The organism is Acidimicrobiales bacterium, assembly GCA_035533095.1.
Taxonomy (GTDB): Bacteria; Actinomycetota; Acidimicrobiia; order Acidimicrobiales; family Palsa-688; genus DATLUM01.
In genome coordinates, this window is the sequence record DATLUM010000011.1 from 20,032 (window position 1) to 35,382 (window position 15,351).

The following is a 15,351-nucleotide window of genomic DNA, read 5'->3' on the forward strand; positions in this document are numbered from 1 at the left end:
ATGGCGCCCGATCCGTCTCTCACACCTGAATCGATCCACGCCAGGGCGTTCACTGTCGGTTTCCGCGGTTACGACCAGTCCGAGGTAAGAGACTTTTTGAACCGGTTGGCGGCGGAGATCCGGTCGTTGCGCGAGCAGGCGGAGCGGTTCGAGTCACAGTGGCACTCGGCGGAGGAGAGGGCCGCACGGCCTCCGGTCCTGGACGAGGAAACTCTCATGGCGGCGGTTGGCGAGGAGACCGCGGCGATCCTGCGCACGGCGCGTGCCTCAGCCGCGGACCTTCGCAACAAGGCCGCGGAGGACGCAGACCGCATCAGGCTCGAATCCGAAGGCTTGCTCGGCGAGAAGACGAAGGAAGCGGAGGAGGCCGCCGCGGCGATAGTCGACGAAGCGCGTACCGAGGCGGAGCGGATCCTCGAGCGGGTGCGCGCCGAGGCGGAGCAGATCCGCGCCAAGGCGGACCAGGACCGGACGCTCACCATCGAGGGTGCCAACGCGACGAGGGAGAAGATCCTCGAGGACCTCAGCCGGCGCCGGCGGGTCGCCACGGTCCAGATCGAGCAGCTGCGTGCGGGACGAGAGAGGCTTCTGGAGAGCTACGCGGTAGTGCGCAGGACGCTGGAAGAAGCCCAGGAAGAGTTGACGAAGGCGGATGCCGAAGCACGCGCAGCTGCCGACGAGGTGGGCCGCAAGCTCAACCGCGAGACGGAGCATTCGCCGGCGGCGGCGCCGGGCAACGCCACCCAGGGCGGCTCCGGCGGCTCCGGCGCCGCTGCAATCGCGGCCGCGGTCGAGCACCCAGCCGCCGGCGGGGCGACCGAGCCCGAGGAGGACCACGACCCCGTACCGCACTTGAGGGTCGTCCCGGATCTCGAGACAGCTTCCGAAGAGCCGGGTGCCGGCGGGGTGGCCGGCGAGGTGGCGGTCCTCGAGGTGGCGGTCGTCGAGGCCGCTGCCGAGATGGCGAGCGGCGGTGACAAGTCACCGGTCGACCAGCTCTTCGCCAAGATCCGTGCCGGCAGCGGCAGTCGTGAAAGGGCCGCATCCACGGGAGCGGCCGACGAGGATCGCTCGGAGGCTTCGAGTGACGCCCCCGCCGGCGCGCAGGCCACGACCGCCGAGGCATCAACCGAAGCGGCGCAGCGCGGTGACGAAACCTGGCTGCAGAAGCGCGAACAGGCGATGGGGAACCTCGACGTGTCGCTCACCCGCAAGCTCAAGCGCGCGCTGCAGGACGAGCAAAACGACCTTCTCGACCGCCTGCGCGGCCTCCGCTCCGAGGTCACCGCCGACGCGCTTTTGCCTGCGGCCGACTCGCACCGCGAGCGCTATGCGAAGGCAGCGATGCCGCTCATCAACCAGGCCGCCACTGCTGGCGCACAGTTCGCGGCGGCGGTCTCCGGCTCGAAGAGCGGGGACGCGCCCGACGTCATCTCGGTCGCCGGCGAAGCCGCCGATGCGATCGTGGCCCCGCTGCGGCGGCGGCTCGAGCAAGCCATAGGCGCGGGCGCGTCGGAAGACCAGGCGGTGCTCATCGAGTCGATCGGCGCCGCATACCGCGAGTGGAAGAGCCAGCGCATCGAGCGCGTCGCCGGCGACGCGCTCTCCGCGGCCTTCGCGCGGGGCACCTGGCACGCCGTCCCGGACGGAGCCCGCATGAGGTGGATCGCTGACGACATCGACGGTCCCTGCCCGGACTGCGACGACGACGCGCTCGCCGGCGAACTGCCGAAGGGGGAGCCCTTCCCGACCGGGCAGGCCCACCCGCCGGCCCACACCGGCTGCCGGTGCCTTCTGGTGCCCGTGACCGGCTGACACGCGAGGGGGCGAGCGCCGACAGGGATGCTCAGCGCTGATCCCCTAGGCTCCCCATCCGCATGCGTATCCCCTCCGACATGCCGCGCAGGCTGCCGCGTGCCTCGCGCCGGTCCCGGGTCATCGCCGCGATCGTCGTCGTGGTGCTGGTCGTGGTCGTCGCGTCGCTCAGCGGGATAGCGCGCTTCTGGACCGACTACCTCTGGTTCCAGTCGGTCGGTTTCACGTCGGTGTTCCGGGGCGTGCTCCTCACCAAGGTGCTGCTGGCCATCGTGTTCGTGGCGATCTTCTTCGTGCTGATGTGGGTGAACCTGGTCGTCGCCGACCGCTACGCGCCGTCGGACCTGGCGCTCGGCCAGAGCGACGAGCTCGTATCCCGTTACCGGGACCTCGTCATGCCCCGTGGCCGGATCGTCCGGATCGCGATTGCGCTGGTGTTCGCCCTGCTCGCGGGAATCGGGGCCAACCGCGAATGGAACAACTGGGACCTGCTCCGCTACCACGTCAGCTTCGGCATCAAGGACCCGCAGTTCCACAAGGACGTCGGTTTCTACGTGTTCGAGCTGCCGTTCATCAAGTTCCTCATCGGTTGGACGTTCGAGGCACTGGCGATCATCCTCGTGGTCACTGCCGTCGCCCACTACCTCAACGGCGGCATCCACGTGCAGGGGGGCCAGCGCCGGGTGACCGCGGCGGTCAAGACCCACCTGTCCGTACTGCTCGGCGTGCTCGCTCTCGTGAAAGGGGTCGACTACTACTTCCAGCGTCTCGAGCTGGTGCTGAGCCGCGACCACGTGGTCAACGGCGCGACCGCCACGAACGTGCACGCCGACCTGCCGGCGCGGACCCTTCTCATCGCGATCGCAGCCATCGCAGCGGCGCTATTCCTGATCAACATCCGCCAGCGGGGCTGGACCTTGCCCACCGTCGCTGTCGCCCTGTGGTTCCTCGTCTACGTGCTCGTCGGCGCCGCGTACCCCGCCCTGTACCAGGCGCTGCGTGTCAGCCCGTCCGAGCTGACCAAGGAGGCGCCCTACATCCAGCGCAACATCAGCGCGACGCGTGCGGCGTACGGGCTGAACAACGTAAAGGTGGACACCGGCTACAACTACTCGCCGACGGTGACCCAGGCCGAGATCCAGGGCAACACTACTCAGGAGCAGGCGAACCAGCAGACCCTCGCCAACGTCAGGCTGCTCGACCCTTCGGTCAACCTCAAGAACACGTTCGACAAGTACCAAGCGCAGCGCGCCTACTACCAGTTCAACGACCTCGACCTGGACCGCTACCTCCTCGACCCCACCGGATCGGGCAACCCGCAGCTGACCGCCACCATCGCGTCGGTGCGCGAGCTCAACTCGTCGGTCCCGTCGGGGTTCGTCAACCAGCACCTGGAATACACCCACGGGTACGGAGCAGTCGTCGCTCCCATCAGCCAGAGCGGCGTCAACGCTGACGGGACGCCGAACTTCTCGCTGTCGGAGCTGCCCCCGCAAGGCGACCCCACCCTGTCGACCAACGGATCGGAGATCTACTACGGCGTCGGCACCGACACCGGCGGCTATGTCATTGCCGCCTCGAAGACGGCCGAGCTGGACTACGAGAGCAAGAACAACGTCCAGGTGACATCGCGCTACACCGGCCGCGGTGGTGTGACAGCAGGGGGCATCATCCGCCGAGCCGCCTTCGCCCTGCGATTCCGGGATGCCAACTTCGTCCTCTCCGGCCAGATCACACCCTCGTCGCGGGTGATGTACATCCGCAACATCAACGACAGGGTCCGCAAGGCCGCCCCGTTCCTCAAGTACGACGCCGACCCCTACGCCGTGATCGTCGACAAGCAGGTCTACTGGGTCGTGGACGCGTACACGACGACCGACAACTACCCCTACTCGCAGAACGCCAACACCGACCGGGTGCCGGCCAACAGCGGGCTCTCGTCTTCGTTCAACTACGTGCGAAACTCCGTGAAGGTGGTCGTCAGCGCCTTCGACGGTTCGATGCACTTCTTCGTCACCAACACCGACGACCCGATCATCAAGGTCTACGAACGGGCGTTCCCCGACCTGTTCACGCCCATATCCAAGGCGAACTCGATCATCCCCGGGATCGTCGACCATTTCCGCTACCCCGAGGACATCTTCAGGGTCCAGACCAACATGTACGGGCGCTACCACCTCACCGACGCGAGCGGGTTCTACACCCAGGCGCAGTCATGGGCGGTCTCCCCGGATCCCGGCAGCGGCCAGCTCACCCAGAACAGCCAGATCGGCCAAAGCGTCCTCGGAGCGAACGGCCAGCTCGGTCCGCCGCCCGTGGCGAGGTTGCAACCGCAGTACGTGCTCGCGCACCTGCCGGGGAAGACCCAGCAGAGCTTCATGATGCTGACACCGTACGTGCCGTACTCATCGTCGACAGAACGGCAGAACCTCACGGCCTTCATGACCGCGTCGTCGGACCCGAGCGACTACGGAACGCTCCGGTTGTTCGTGACCCCTGCAGGCCAGAACGTTGACGGCCCGGCGCTCATCGCGAACGCCATCAGGTCGAACGTGTCGATTTCGACAGAGCTGTCGTTCCTCAACCAGAACGGCTCGACCGTGGAGCTGGGCGAGGTGGCGATCGTGCCGATCGACCAGACCCTCCTGTATGTGCAGCCCGTCTACGTGGAGTCGTCGAGCAATCAGGTGCCGACGCTCAAAGACGTGATCGTCGTCTACAACCAGACCGCTTACCACAGCTCCAACGCGTCGCTCGACAACGCGCTTTGCCAGGTGACCAACCCTGACGGATCGCAGCCGTTCTCCAACTACTGCAACACCAGCGCGGCGAACGCCAAGCCGCTGGTGACCCCGAGCACCCCCGGCAGCACCAACCCGAGCTCCCCGACCACGACCACCCCGCCGTCAAGCGGGTCGCCAACCGTAGCCTCGTTGCTCGCACAGGCTCAGACGTCTCTCAACGCCGCGAATTCCGCCCTGAAGAACGGTGATCTGGCGACCTACCAGGCGGACGTCAACCAGGCTCTTGCGGATATCAACAAAGCCGTGCAGCTCCAAAACTCGGGCGGCAAGTAGTCAGCCTGCGATCACCCGGCGGCATTGCGGGACCGGTCGGGCGGCGCCCACTCCATCTCGGGGCCGCCCAGGCGCGCCCAGCGGATCGACGCGCTGATCCTCGGCCCCGCCCCCGAGGCGACCTTAGGGACGGCGTGCTCCCAGCCCAGCTGGCACGAACCGCCCATCACGAGCAGGTCACCCGACGCCGGCCGTATGTCGATCGAGCGCCCGCCGCCGGCGGGGCGCAGCAGGAACGGGCGCTCCGCTCCGAGGGTGACTATCGCGACCAGGGTGTCGTCGAGGTGGCGCAACTCCCGGTCAGAGTGAAAGGCGACGCTGTCGCGCCCGTCGCGGTAGTAGTTGAGACCCATCGCGGCGAACCGCACCCGGTAGCGCCGGCCGACGGCCACGCGGAACCAGGCCAGCGCCTCGTCGGGCAGGGCCTCCCCTGAGCGGTACCAGCGACTCAGCCGCGGCTCGTCGACGACACGGTCGTACATGCGCCGGCGGTGATGCCTCCAGTCCACTGTGGATGCCAGCCGCCCCATGAGGTCGTCCGCCCCGCCGAGCCAGTCCCTCGCGACGTCGACCCAGGCGCCGCCACCGAGGTCGATCCGCTCGAACACCGGTGAAGGCCTGACCCCGACAGGGCCGCTGGCGAACAGGCTCCCCTGGAGCATGCGCCCAGGTTAGCCGAACAGGTGTTCGGTCACCACCTCGGCTATGGCCAGGGAGGAGGTCGCCGCCGGCGACGGGGCGTTGCGGACCGTGACGACCGCCCCGGAGCCGCCGATGCGGAAGTCGTCGACCAGAGACCCGTCGCGGTCCACCGCCTGCGCGCGCACCCCCGCCGCCGCCGCCACGAGGTCCTCGGGCCGAAGCTCGGGCACCAACCTCTGCGCCGCCGACACGAATGCCCGTTTGGAGAAAGACCCTCGCATCTCCGCCAGGCCGGGCCGCCAGTGCTTGCGCGCCATCGCGCGGAAGCCGGGATCGCCGATCGAGCGCGAGAGGTAGCTCAGCGAAACATCGCGGCGGCGGTAGCCCTCCCGCGCGAATGCGAGCACCGCGTTCGGCCCGACGTCGACGCTTCCGTCGACCCGGCGCGTGAAGTGCACCCCCAGAAACGGGTAGGCCGGGTCCGGCACTGGGTAGAGGAGACCCCGCACCAGGTCGCGCCGGCCCGGGAGCAGCTGCCAGTACTCGCCTCTGAACGCGACGATCGCCGGCCCGTCGGTGTCGCCGGCGAGCGCGGCGACCCGATCGGACTGCAGGCCGGCGCAGACCACCACCTTGTCCACCTGGATCTCACCGCCGGATCCGGTGACGGTCACGCCGCCGCCCGCCGGCACGAAACCGGTCACCTCGAACCCGAGGCGGACATCGAGGTCGCCGGCCAGTGAGCGCGCGACCTCCTCGAAGTCGACGATGGCAGTGCGCGGCGAGTGCAGGGCGGCGACGCCACACGCGTGGGGCTCGACCTGCTCCAGCGCGCCAGGGCCGAGCCAGCGGAGGTCCGGGACCGCGTTGGCGGTCGCTCGCGCCTCGAGCTGGCGCAGCGCCGGGATCTCGCTCCCGTCGCGGGCCACGACCACCTTGCCGCACTCGACGTAGGTGATCGCGTGCGCCTCGCAGTACTCCTTCAGCAGGGCGCGGCCGCGTGAGCACAGTTGAGCCTTGAGAGATCCCGGCGCGTAGTAGATGCCCGCGTGCACAACGCCCGAGTTGTGCGAGGTCTGGTGGCGCGCCACCGCGCCCTCTTTTTCCAGGACCACCACCTCGTACCCCCGCCGGCTGATCTCCCGGGCGGTCGCCAACCCGACGATCCCCGCCCCCACAACCGCGCAGCGATCCATACTGGACCCATGATGCCCCAGGTGGTGGCGGGGCCCGTCGACGCCTACGTCGACCTGCTCCGGCGAGAGCAAGGCGGTTCGGTGGCGGCGGTCTACGCGGTCGGCTCCCTCGCGCTCGGCGATTTCAGCCAGCGGCAGAGCAACGTCGACCTGGTGGTGGTAGCCGACTCACTCCCCGATGCCGACAAGGCCTCGAGGTTGCACCGGGCGGAGAAAGCGATGGCCCGCGCCGGGCGAACTGCCGTCGTGTGGCACACCACCTGGGAGGAGGTGTCGGGCGGCCCCCGCGCGGTCACGCGGCCGTCTCAGCTGGCGACGCCACTGACCTGGGCGATCCTGCGCAACGATCCGATGCCGCTGTTCGGTCCCGACTGGCCGGTCGTCTGGGAGGACGCGGCCGTGCTGCGCGCCTGGGCGCTCGACCGGCTCGCCGCCATCGCATCGGGCAAGAAGGGCCTGCTGGTCCTGCGCCGCGACGTCACCCCCCTGGTCCTCGAGACAGCGCGGCTCGCCCAGGTTGCCATCACCGGGCGGGTCCTGTCGAAGACCGAAGCGGGTGAGTCGGCGGCGAGCTTGGTCGCAACCAGCCACCGGCGCGTCCTCGTCGACTCCGCCGGCTACAGGCAGGGCGCGCAGACTTCGATGTACTGGGGTCCTTTCGAGCGCAAGTACGACGCGCTCGCCGTCATCGACGAACTGGTTGGCGCCGCGCGGTCTGTCTAGAACGCAAGCGCGTCACCAGCCGCGCATGTCGACCGGCCACACCTCTTCCACCTTGTTCGTCCCCGGGTCGTACACGTGCAGGTACTCGTGGTACGCCACGGTCGGGTCGACGTGCGCCGGCACTACCTGGACGCGGTCGCCGACCCTCGGGAGCGAGCCGCCCTCCGGCGGCGAGAACGTGATGTGCTCGTCGGAGCAGAACCACACCAGCGACCCGTCGGCCATGGAAGGGTTGCCGTGGTCCATCCCGAGCGCCTTGAGCCCGCAATCGGCCACGGCCCAACCCGCATGGTTGACGGAGATCACGGTGGCGATGACCGTGAGCGCGTTCGCGAACGGCAGGCCGAGAGCGGCGTACGCCGTGTCCATGAGCGCATAGGAGCCCGCTTGGATCTCGTTGGCAACCCTGTTGATGTCGTAGCTCCCGGTGCCTCCGGCGGACACGATGTCGCCGCCAACCTGCGCGTGCGCCTTGGCGAGGACGCCCATCGCTTCCTCGACCTGGCGGGTCCGCTCCGCTCGGTCGGCAAGCCCCACCGCGTGGCCCTCGTATCCCATCACACCGCGCACCTCGAGGCCCGCGGCGCGCGCCGCATCGGCCAGCTTGGCGGCGCTGTCGGGGTCGCAGCCGCAGCGGGGGAGGCCGACGTTGACGTCGATGAGAACCTCGCGGACACCGGCCCGCTTCGCCGCGTCGACTGTCTCGTCGGAGTCCACGGCGACGGTGACCCGAGCGCCGTTCCGGACGAGGGGGGACAGCCGTGAGGCGTCGACAACCTCGTTGGCGAGCAGGAGGTCCTCGCCGAGACCGGCCGCAGCCATCGCCTCCATCTCTTTGATCGTCGCCGCGCAGAACGTGCGGTGACCTGCCTCCGCCTGACGTCGTGCGAGCTCGGTGCACTTGTGGGCCTTCACGTGCGGCCTCAGCCTTGCGCCGGGAAGAGCCCAGGACATCGTTGCGATGTTGGACTTGAAGGCGCCGGCGTCCACGAGCAGCGCCGGGGTCTGGAGGTCTTCGACGGCTGGCATCTCGGCCAACCCTATCCCGGCCAACCTGCGGTCGCCCCTGGTTGATTGATGCCCGCCCCGGCCTTATCGTTCCCTCTTCGTGGGAGGTGGGCGTTCGTGACGGTCGCGGAGGTGTCGGAGCGCCACGTACGGGAGATGGCACGCCTCAACCCGATCTGGGCGGTGTTCGCCGGCATCGAGGCCCCGGCCGCTCTGACCGACTACTCGCCCGCCGGCTCCGACGCCCGGGCGGATCTGATGCGCTCGACCCTTCGCGAGCTCGCGTCCGCCGATCCCGTCGACGAGAAGGGGAGGCTCGGACGGCTGTTCCTGGCCGAGCAGTTGCAAGGTTCGCTGGCACTGCATGACGCGGGCGAGGAGGATCGCCAGGTGAGCGCGCTGGCGGGGCCGCAGGCCGCGATCCGCCAGTCGTTTGACCTATTGCCGAAAGGCTCCGACGATGACTGGGAAGGCGTGCTCGAGAGGCTGCTCCTCGTGCCCGGCGCGCTCGATGGGTACAGGACGATGCTCGGCCAGGGCATGGCCGCGGGGCGTGTGGCTTCCCAGCGTTCGGTGAGATCGGTGGCCCACCAGTGCGCGACCTGGTCTGCTAACGGCTGGTTCTCGTCGATGGCCGCTGCGTACGGCGACGGTCCGTTGTCGGCGCGGCTGCAGGGCGCGGCGGGACCGGCCGACGCAGCGTACTTTCAGCTGGGACAGTGGCTGCGCGACGAGTACCTCGCCGCCGCGGCCGAGAGATACGGGGTGGGGGAGGAGCGCTACCGCGTCTGGGCGCGCTACAGCCTCGGGGCGGAGCTCGACGTCGAGGACGCCTACCGCTGGGGATGGGAGGAGCTCGGCCGCCTGGAGGCGGAGAAGGCGGTTGAGGCTGACCGCGTCGTCCCCGGAGCGAGCTACCGCGAGGTGGTGGAGATGCTGGGCGAGGACCGCTCCCGCGGCATCGAGGGAGTGGACGCGTGGAAGATTTGGTTGCAGGATCTCACCGACCGGACGATCGAGTCGTTGGATGGGGTGCACTTCGACATCGCAGAGCCGTTGCGCCGCTGCGAGGTCGGGATACCCCCGGAGGGAAGCGCGGCCGCGCCTCACTACACCCCTCCCGGTGACGGCTTCGTGCGTCCGGGGCGGATCTGGTTCCCGACGATCGGGCGGACGTGGTTCACGACGTGGGACCTGCCGAGCATCGTCTTCCACGAGGCGGTTCCGGGCCACCACCTGCAGGTCGGCGCTGTGCGGATGATGGAGCTGACCCGCGCCCAGAAGCTCGGGTTCAATTCCGCCCACGGCGAGGGGTGGGCGTTGTACGCGGAGCGGTTCATGGACGAGATCGGCGGGTTCGACAAGCCGGAGTACCGGCTGGGGTTCCTGTCGATGCAGGCGTTCAGGGCGGCGCGGGTGGTCGTTGACATCGGGCTGCACACTTCGCGCCGCATCCCGCCCGACTGGCCGGGGGTGGGTGCCGGTTCGCAGTGGAACTACGAGATCGCCGTGGATTTCATAGAGGCGGCGTCGGGCCAGAACCGCGGCATGTGCTCGAGCGAGATCGACCGCTATCTCTCGATGCCGGCACAGGCCACCTGCTACAAGCTGGGGGAGAGGAGCTGGCTCGCGGGACGAGACCAGGCGCGGCGAGCCGCAGGCTCCAGGTTCGACCTGAAGCGTTGGCACACGGCGGCCCTCGGTCTCGGACCTCTCGGCCTCGACGCTTTGGAGAGGGAGCTGGCGAGCCTCGCCGGCGAGTGAACGTCCGGGTTTCATTGCATGCGTCGTGTATGGGTAGTGGGAAACTCGGGTTCGGGCAAGACCACCCTCGCTCGCGCGCTGGCATCGAAGCTCGGCGCTCCACACGTGGAGCTCGACTCCATCTACCACCAGTCGGGTTGGACAGCGCTTCCTGACGACGAGTTCCGGTCGCGCATCGCCGAGATCGTCGCAGGGGACACGTGGGTGGTGGACGGCAACTACTACTCGCGTCTGGGCCAGGCTTCTCTGGGCCGCGCCGACACGGTCGTGTGGATCGACTTCCCCCGCTCTGTGGTGATGCGCCAGCTCTTTCGCCGGACGCTGTGGCGTGGCCTGATGCGCAAGGAGCTGTGGAACGGCAACCGCGAGAGCCTCAAGAACCTCCTGCGGCGCGACCCCGAGAAGTCGATACTGCGGTGGGCCTGGACTCAGCATTCGGCGTACAAGGCGCGATACGACGAGGCCATCACCGGCGGGGCGTGGGACAAGCTCACCGTCGTGAGGTTGCGCTCGCCGGCGGAGGTGCGGGACTTCCTTGCCAGCTGAGGAGTACCGACGGGCTAGCTGAGGAGGATCGAGGGGTCGTCCCAGACATAGAGATGGCCTCTTGGCGAGCCGTTGAGCCGGCTGGCGAGGCCTCCGGGTGCCGACACGAAGGACGCCTCGACGAACCTGCCGCCGCGGGCCTGGTAGAAGGCTCGAGCGTTGGTGTTCTGCTCCAGGACATACAGGTGGAGCAGCTGGTGGTGCCGCAAGGCCTGGCTGGCAGCCTCGGCGATCAGCCGTGTGCCTATGCCGGACCTCTTCAGGCCGTGCGCTACATGGAGGTTGTCGAGGAGGCAACCCCACTTCGGGTCAGCGTCGAAGGCGAGGTGCGCGAAGCCGGCGAGGTCGGTGCTGCCGGCGGCTTGGGCCACGAAGGTCGCCGTACCACCGCTGTCGCGGTTCAGCCGTTCGGACCACACCGTTTCGCGGTCGGCGAGGACGTCACCGTCGAGGAACTCGTCGGAGTAGGCCCCGCGATAGTTGCGGCGCCAGCTGTCCGCGTGCAGCGCGCCTATGGCTCCGGCGTCGTCGCAGGTAGCGGTTCGGATGGCTACTTCGACCATGGCTGGCACGCACGCGACGGTAACGACGGCGGGCTCAGCCGGCGAGCGAATAACTCGAGGAAGTCGTGGCGGTCAGGCTGTGGCCGCCCCTCCCAGTGCGCCGCTCAGCCGGCGTGTGCTCTCGAGCAGGCGTCCACCCAGAGCAGTCACCTGCGCCCCGCTCTGCGGCGACGGCACCGGCACCAAGCTCAGCATCAGCGCCACCTTCCCGTCCGGTCCGAACACGGGCGAGTCGACATGGCTCACGTCGTACTGCCGGGAGGCGGTGATCGACGACAGGAACCACTCCTCCCGGTGGATCAGCTCTTCCGTGAGCGCACCGGCGAGGTCGCTCAGGCGGCTGGCGCCACCGCGCCGACCCTCGGCGCGCCCGGTCGCCCGGCTGCCCGTCTCCGCCGCCCGGATGAGCGACGCGAGCTCTTGGAGGCGGATGTCGGGCAGCACGTGCAACCCCACGGCGTATCCCCGCCGCCGGGTCGCGGCCAGCGCCCGCCGGTAGCGCTGCTGCGCGTCCTCGGGCAGTCCAGACAGCCACCGGGATTGCTCCTCGCTGCCTGCAAACGCGATCAGGGCCGCCCCGTAAGGGGGCCGGGTCGGCAGCTCCATCCCGAGCCGCATGGGTGTCGCCGGCACCCGGAGGTTGCGGACCTGGTGCACGACCGTGACGTGATCGCTATTGACCTGGAACGCGATCACGTGCCCGCCCGTCTCCGCTGCCAGCTCCGCCATGGCGGGCCGTGCCACGTCGAGCGCGGGGAAACGGGATGCGGCGGCGGTGCCGAGTCGTATGACCGCCGGTCCCAGCGCGTAGAGCTTGCTCGTCGGGTCTCGCAGCAGCCACCCCGCGCGCACCAGCGAAGCCAGCATCGAGTGGCAGCTCGCCTTGTGCACCCCCAGCCCCCGGGTTACTTCGGCGAGGGAGACACCGCGCTCGGGCCGGGAGGCGATCATCTCCATGAGGTCCACGACCCTGTCGGTTTGGGGAGACGGTCGCGGCGCCATCGAGGTCGCATATTACGACCGTTGCGTCGGCATATGCGACCATGGCACCATGAGCCGCGATGGGAGGGAACAACTCAGGTTTGCAGGGCAAGGTTGGCGTCGTCACGGGCGGAGCCGGGGGGATCGGCAAGGCGATAGGCCGCAGGTTCTGCGAGGAGGGGATGAAGGTCGTCCTAGCTGACGTCCTGGCCGAGCCGCTCGACGAAGCCGTCCGGGAGCTCACGAAGGACGGATACGACGCGGCGGGTGTAGTCACCGACGTCACCGACTATGCCTCCGTCGAGCACCTCGCCAAGGAGACGGTGTCCCGCTACGGCGCGGTGCACGTCGTGTGCAACAACGCCGGCACGGGCGGCGTGTCCGAGGGGTACATGTGGGAGCACGACCTTGCCGACTGGCGGTGGGGGATAGACGTCAACGTGCTGGGCGTCATCCACGGGATCAAGGCGTTCGTCCCGATCCTGCTCGAGCAGGACGAGGGCCACGTCGTCAACACCTGCTCGGGCAACGGCGGTCTCGCACCGATCGCACGCGGTGCACTCGGTGGGCCGGCGATGGCCGTGTACCCGATGACCAAGGCCGCGGTGCTCTGCCTCACCGAGAGCCTCTACACCCACCTCCAGTTGGCTGAATCGAACGTCAAGGCGCACGTTCTCTTCCCGGCGGGCTTCTTGAACACAGGCATCTGGGAGTCGTGGCGCCACCGTCCGGAGCAGTACGCGCCGACCCAGGAGCGCCGCACGCCCGAACAGACCCTCGACGCGGTCCTGCAACGGTTCGACGGCGCCGGCCTTCAGGTTAAGTTCACGCCGCTCGAGAGCGTCGCCGCGCAAGTGATCGAGGGCCTCGTCGAAGACAAGTTCTGGATGATGGGACCTCCATCCCCCGGCGACGAGGTCATCACCAAGAAGGCAGCCTCCATCGTCAGCCGCACCAACCCCGATTACCTCATCGACACCCTTTCACAGAGAACAACGACGAAGGGAGCGAGCAAATGACAGTGCGCTACGGCCCCAAGCCCCCCGCCGCCCGAGTCGACCGCGAGATCGACGCCACCAAGGCGCCGATCGCGACCGAGGCGATCACGGTCACCTACCTGACCGACCCTTCGATCGTCGAAGCCGTGCTGCCCAAGCCGCTCGAGCCGGCGGACGAGCCGATCGTGCGGATCTCGCTGCAGCGGGTGGTGATCGAGGGCCGGCCGCCGTTCGGTTCGGCTGTCTTCTCGGTGGCGGCCCGCCACGGGGACGTTGAAGGTGACTACCCCCTGTTCATGCCCCAGTCCACCGAGCAGTCGGTGACGGGCGGGCGCGAGACGTTCGGTGAGCCCAAGAAGCTCGGTGAGATCAAGGTCGAACGCGACGGCGACGATGTGCGGGCGAGAGTGTCGCGGCTCGGCTTCGACCTGATCACCGTCAGCGGCAGCGTGACCGGCGGGCTCGACCTGCCGCCCGACCAGACCAACATCGAGTTCTACTTCAAGTTCCTCCGTGCACCCGACGGCGATGGCATCACCGACCCGCACCTGGTGTACGGGAGCTACCACCGCCACTACGAGGTCTTCGAATCCATCGACTGTGCAGACGGTACAGTCGAGCTCGGCGATTCGCCGCTCGACCCTGTCGCCGACGTGGTGGTCAAGGAGCTGCGCTCGATCACCTGGTGCCGCCGGCGGACCATCCAGACCGCGCGCATCGCGCAGCACGTGCCTCAGGAGTGGCTGCTTCCCTTCGTGCACCAGCGCTACGACGACGTGGCACTGCTCGCGGCGCAGCGCCCATGAATCCGCAAGACCGCTACACGGTCATCTCCGCGGACTGCCACGCCGGCGCGGACCTACCCGATTACCGCCCGTACCTCGACCCTGCCTACCGCGACGAGTTCGACGCATGGGCGGAGGGTTTCGTGAATCCGTTCGCCGACCTCGTCGAGCCCGACGCCGAGCGCAACTGGAGCAACGACCGCCGCCTCGCCGACCTCGACCGCGAAGGCGTCTGCGGCGAGGTGATCTTCCCGAACACCATCCCGCCGTTCTTCCCGAGGGGCAGCCTCTCCGCTCCTCCTCCCGAGACGCCGGAGGAGCTCGAGCTCCGATGGGCAGGGCTGAGAGCGCACAACCGCTGGCTGTCCGACTTCTGCGCTCAGGCGCCCGACCGGCGCGCCGGGGTCGGGCAGATACTCCTCGGCGACCTCGACGAAGCGGTCGCCGGCGTGCACGAGATCGCCAAGCTCGGCCTGCGCGGGGGGATCCTCCTGCCCGGTGTGGCACCCGGCATCGGGCTCCCACCGCTGTACGCGGAGCACTGGGAGCCGCTCTGGAGGGCGTGCGCGGAGACCGGGGTCGTGATCAACCACCACGGCGGGAACGCCGGACCGTCACCGACGGGCGAGTGGGCGAGCGACTTCGCGGTGTGGGTCTACGAGACGCACTGGTGGGCGCACCGGGTGCTGTGGCACCTCATCTTCAGCGGTGTGCTCGAGCGCTACCCGGAGCTGACGCTGGTGCTGACCGAGCAGGGATCCGGCTGGGTGCCGGCGACCCTCGACTCGCTCGACATCACCGCGGCGCGCTACGGCCGCTCGACGTCCGCGATCGCCCGGTTCGCGGGGCCGACCGCCGGATCGCTGTCGATGAAGCCGAGCGAGTTCTGGAAACGCCAGTGTTACGTCGGGGCCAGCTTCATGCGCCCCGTCGAGTGCGCCGAGCGGCACCGCATGGGCGTCGACCGGATCATGTGGGGGACCGACTACCCCCATTACGAGGGGACGTCGCCGTACACGATCGAGGCGCTGCGCCACACCTTCCACGACGTCGAGCCCGGGGAAGTGAGAGCCATGGTCGGGGGCAACGCCGCGCTGGTCTACGGTTTCGACCTCGACGCCCTCGCCCCTCTCGCCGAGCGCATCGGTCCCACCGTCGAACAGGTGGCGACGCCGCTCGAAGCGGTCCCTGCCGGCGCCAGCAGCACCGCCTTCGAACCCGATCCGATTAGGGCCTGGTAAGTCAGGGCCTGG

The 15,351-nt window shown here is 68.8% G+C and carries 13 protein-coding genes; 8 read left to right on the top strand and 5 right to left on the bottom strand.

Going from position 1 to position 15,351, the window contains the following annotated elements:
- Together VNF71_01140 and VNF71_01145 are read left to right on the top strand one after the other, a co-directional pair.
- Complete coding sequence (locus tag VNF71_01140) at positions 1–1,815, top strand: DivIVA domain-containing protein (GenBank protein HVA73154.1); 1,815 nt, start codon at positions 1–3, stop codon at positions 1,813–1,815.
- Between the two features lie 62 nt (positions 1,816–1,877).
- On the top strand, positions 1,878–4,892 hold the full coding sequence (locus VNF71_01145; protein HVA73155.1) for a UPF0182 family protein: 3,015 nt from the start codon (positions 1,878–1,880) through the stop codon (positions 4,890–4,892).
- 11 nt (positions 4,893–4,903) lie between these two features.
- Here VNF71_01145 and VNF71_01150 read toward each other — a convergent pair whose 3' ends face one another.
- Positions 4,904–5,554 (bottom strand): alpha-ketoglutarate-dependent dioxygenase AlkB, encoded by a 651-nt coding sequence (locus tag VNF71_01150; GenBank protein HVA73156.1) that lies wholly within the window; start codon positions 5,552–5,554, stop codon positions 4,904–4,906.
- A gap of 9 nt (positions 5,555–5,563) precedes the next feature.
- Positions 5,564–6,730, bottom strand: coding sequence for an L-2-hydroxyglutarate oxidase (lhgO, locus tag VNF71_01155; protein ID HVA73157.1), 1,167 nt, complete (start codon positions 6,728–6,730; stop codon positions 5,564–5,566).
- Positions 6,731–6,739: 9 nt separating this feature from the next.
- Between lhgO and VNF71_01160 the strand changes: the two genes are divergently transcribed.
- Positions 6,740–7,453, top strand: a complete 714-nt coding sequence (locus VNF71_01160) for a hypothetical protein (protein HVA73158.1) — start codon at positions 6,740–6,742, stop codon at positions 7,451–7,453.
- Positions 7,454–7,465: 12 nt separating this feature from the next.
- On the opposite strand, the gene VNF71_01165 is transcribed toward VNF71_01160, so the two are convergent.
- Positions 7,466–8,482 carry an alanine racemase gene (locus tag VNF71_01165; GenBank protein ID HVA73159.1) on the bottom strand — a complete coding sequence of 339 codons (1,017 nt, stop codon included), beginning with the start codon at positions 8,480–8,482 and terminating at the stop codon, positions 7,466–7,468.
- Between the two features lie 96 nt (positions 8,483–8,578).
- On the opposite strand from VNF71_01165, the gene VNF71_01170 reads away from it, so the two are divergent.
- Together VNF71_01170 and VNF71_01175 are read left to right on the top strand one after the other, a co-directional pair.
- Positions 8,579–10,225, top strand: a complete 1,647-nt coding sequence (locus VNF71_01170) for a DUF885 domain-containing protein (protein ID HVA73160.1) — start codon at positions 8,579–8,581, stop codon at positions 10,223–10,225.
- An 18-nt stretch (positions 10,226–10,243) separates the two neighbouring features.
- Positions 10,244–10,771, top strand: coding sequence for an AAA family ATPase (locus tag VNF71_01175; GenBank protein ID HVA73161.1), 528 nt, complete (start codon positions 10,244–10,246; stop codon positions 10,769–10,771).
- Positions 10,772–10,785: 14 nt separating this feature from the next.
- On the opposite strand, the gene VNF71_01180 is transcribed toward VNF71_01175, so the two are convergent.
- Both VNF71_01180 and VNF71_01185 read right to left on the bottom strand, forming a co-directional pair.
- On the bottom strand, positions 10,786–11,334 hold the full coding sequence (locus VNF71_01180; protein HVA73162.1) for a GNAT family N-acetyltransferase: 549 nt from the start codon (positions 11,332–11,334) through the stop codon (positions 10,786–10,788).
- Between the two features lie 72 nt (positions 11,335–11,406).
- Positions 11,407–12,336: a helix-turn-helix domain-containing protein gene (locus tag VNF71_01185; GenBank protein HVA73163.1), complete on the bottom strand. Its 930-nt coding sequence runs from the start codon at positions 12,334–12,336 to the stop codon at positions 11,407–11,409.
- A 59-nt stretch (positions 12,337–12,395) separates the two neighbouring features.
- Here VNF71_01185 and VNF71_01190 point away from each other — a divergent pair, with 59 nt between their 5' ends.
- Genes VNF71_01190 through VNF71_01200 form a run of 3 tightly spaced genes read left to right on the top strand, consistent with a single transcriptional unit; the run spans position 12,396 to position 15,339 of the window.
- Positions 12,396–13,334, top strand: a complete 939-nt coding sequence (locus VNF71_01190; GenBank protein ID HVA73164.1) for an SDR family NAD(P)-dependent oxidoreductase — start codon at positions 12,396–12,398, stop codon at positions 13,332–13,334.
- Complete coding sequence (locus VNF71_01195; GenBank protein HVA73165.1) at positions 13,331–14,119, top strand: acetoacetate decarboxylase family protein; 789 nt, start codon at positions 13,331–13,333, stop codon at positions 14,117–14,119. Before VNF71_01190 ends, VNF71_01195 begins: the two co-directional genes overlap by 4 nt.
- Positions 14,116–15,339: an amidohydrolase family protein gene (locus tag VNF71_01200; GenBank protein ID HVA73166.1), complete on the top strand. Its 1,224-nt coding sequence runs from the start codon at positions 14,116–14,118 to the stop codon at positions 15,337–15,339. The genes VNF71_01195 and VNF71_01200 overlap by 4 nt, the downstream gene beginning before the upstream one ends.
- Positions 15,340–15,351 lie beyond the last annotated feature (12 nt).

What these genes read in the sequence shown, in the direction of transcription:
- VNF71_01145 (HVA73155.1), top strand. Translation starts at nt 1,878, where the DNA reads ATGCGTATCCCCTCCGACATGCCGCGCAGGCTGCCGCGTGCCTCGCGC.
- VNF71_01175 (HVA73161.1), top strand. Translation starts at nt 10,244, where the DNA reads ATGCGTCGTGTATGGGTAGTGGGAAACTCGGGTTCGGGCAAGACCACC.
- VNF71_01160 (HVA73158.1), top strand. Translation starts at nt 6,740, where the DNA reads ATGATGCCCCAGGTGGTGGCGGGGCCCGTCGACGCCTACGTCGACCTG.
- lhgO (HVA73157.1), bottom strand. Translation starts at nt 6,730, where the DNA reads ATGGATCGCTGCGCGGTTGTGGGGGCGGGGATCGTCGGGTTGGCGACC.
- VNF71_01185 (HVA73163.1), bottom strand. Translation starts at nt 12,336, where the DNA reads ATGGCGCCGCGACCGTCTCCCCAAACCGACAGGGTCGTGGACCTCATG.
- VNF71_01180 (HVA73162.1), bottom strand. Translation starts at nt 11,334, where the DNA reads ATGGTCGAAGTAGCCATCCGAACCGCTACCTGCGACGACGCCGGAGCC.
- VNF71_01150 (HVA73156.1), bottom strand. Translation starts at nt 5,554, where the DNA reads ATGCTCCAGGGGAGCCTGTTCGCCAGCGGCCCTGTCGGGGTCAGGCCT.
- VNF71_01140 (HVA73154.1), top strand. Translation starts at nt 1, where the DNA reads ATGGCGCCCGATCCGTCTCTCACACCTGAATCGATCCACGCCAGGGCG.
- VNF71_01165 (HVA73159.1), bottom strand. Translation starts at nt 8,482, where the DNA reads ATGCCAGCCGTCGAAGACCTCCAGACCCCGGCGCTGCTCGTGGACGCC.
- VNF71_01195 (HVA73165.1), top strand. Translation starts at nt 13,331, where the DNA reads ATGACAGTGCGCTACGGCCCCAAGCCCCCCGCCGCCCGAGTCGACCGC.
- VNF71_01200 (HVA73166.1), top strand. Translation starts at nt 14,116, where the DNA reads ATGAATCCGCAAGACCGCTACACGGTCATCTCCGCGGACTGCCACGCC.
- VNF71_01190 (HVA73164.1), top strand. Translation starts at nt 12,396, where the DNA reads ATGGGAGGGAACAACTCAGGTTTGCAGGGCAAGGTTGGCGTCGTCACG.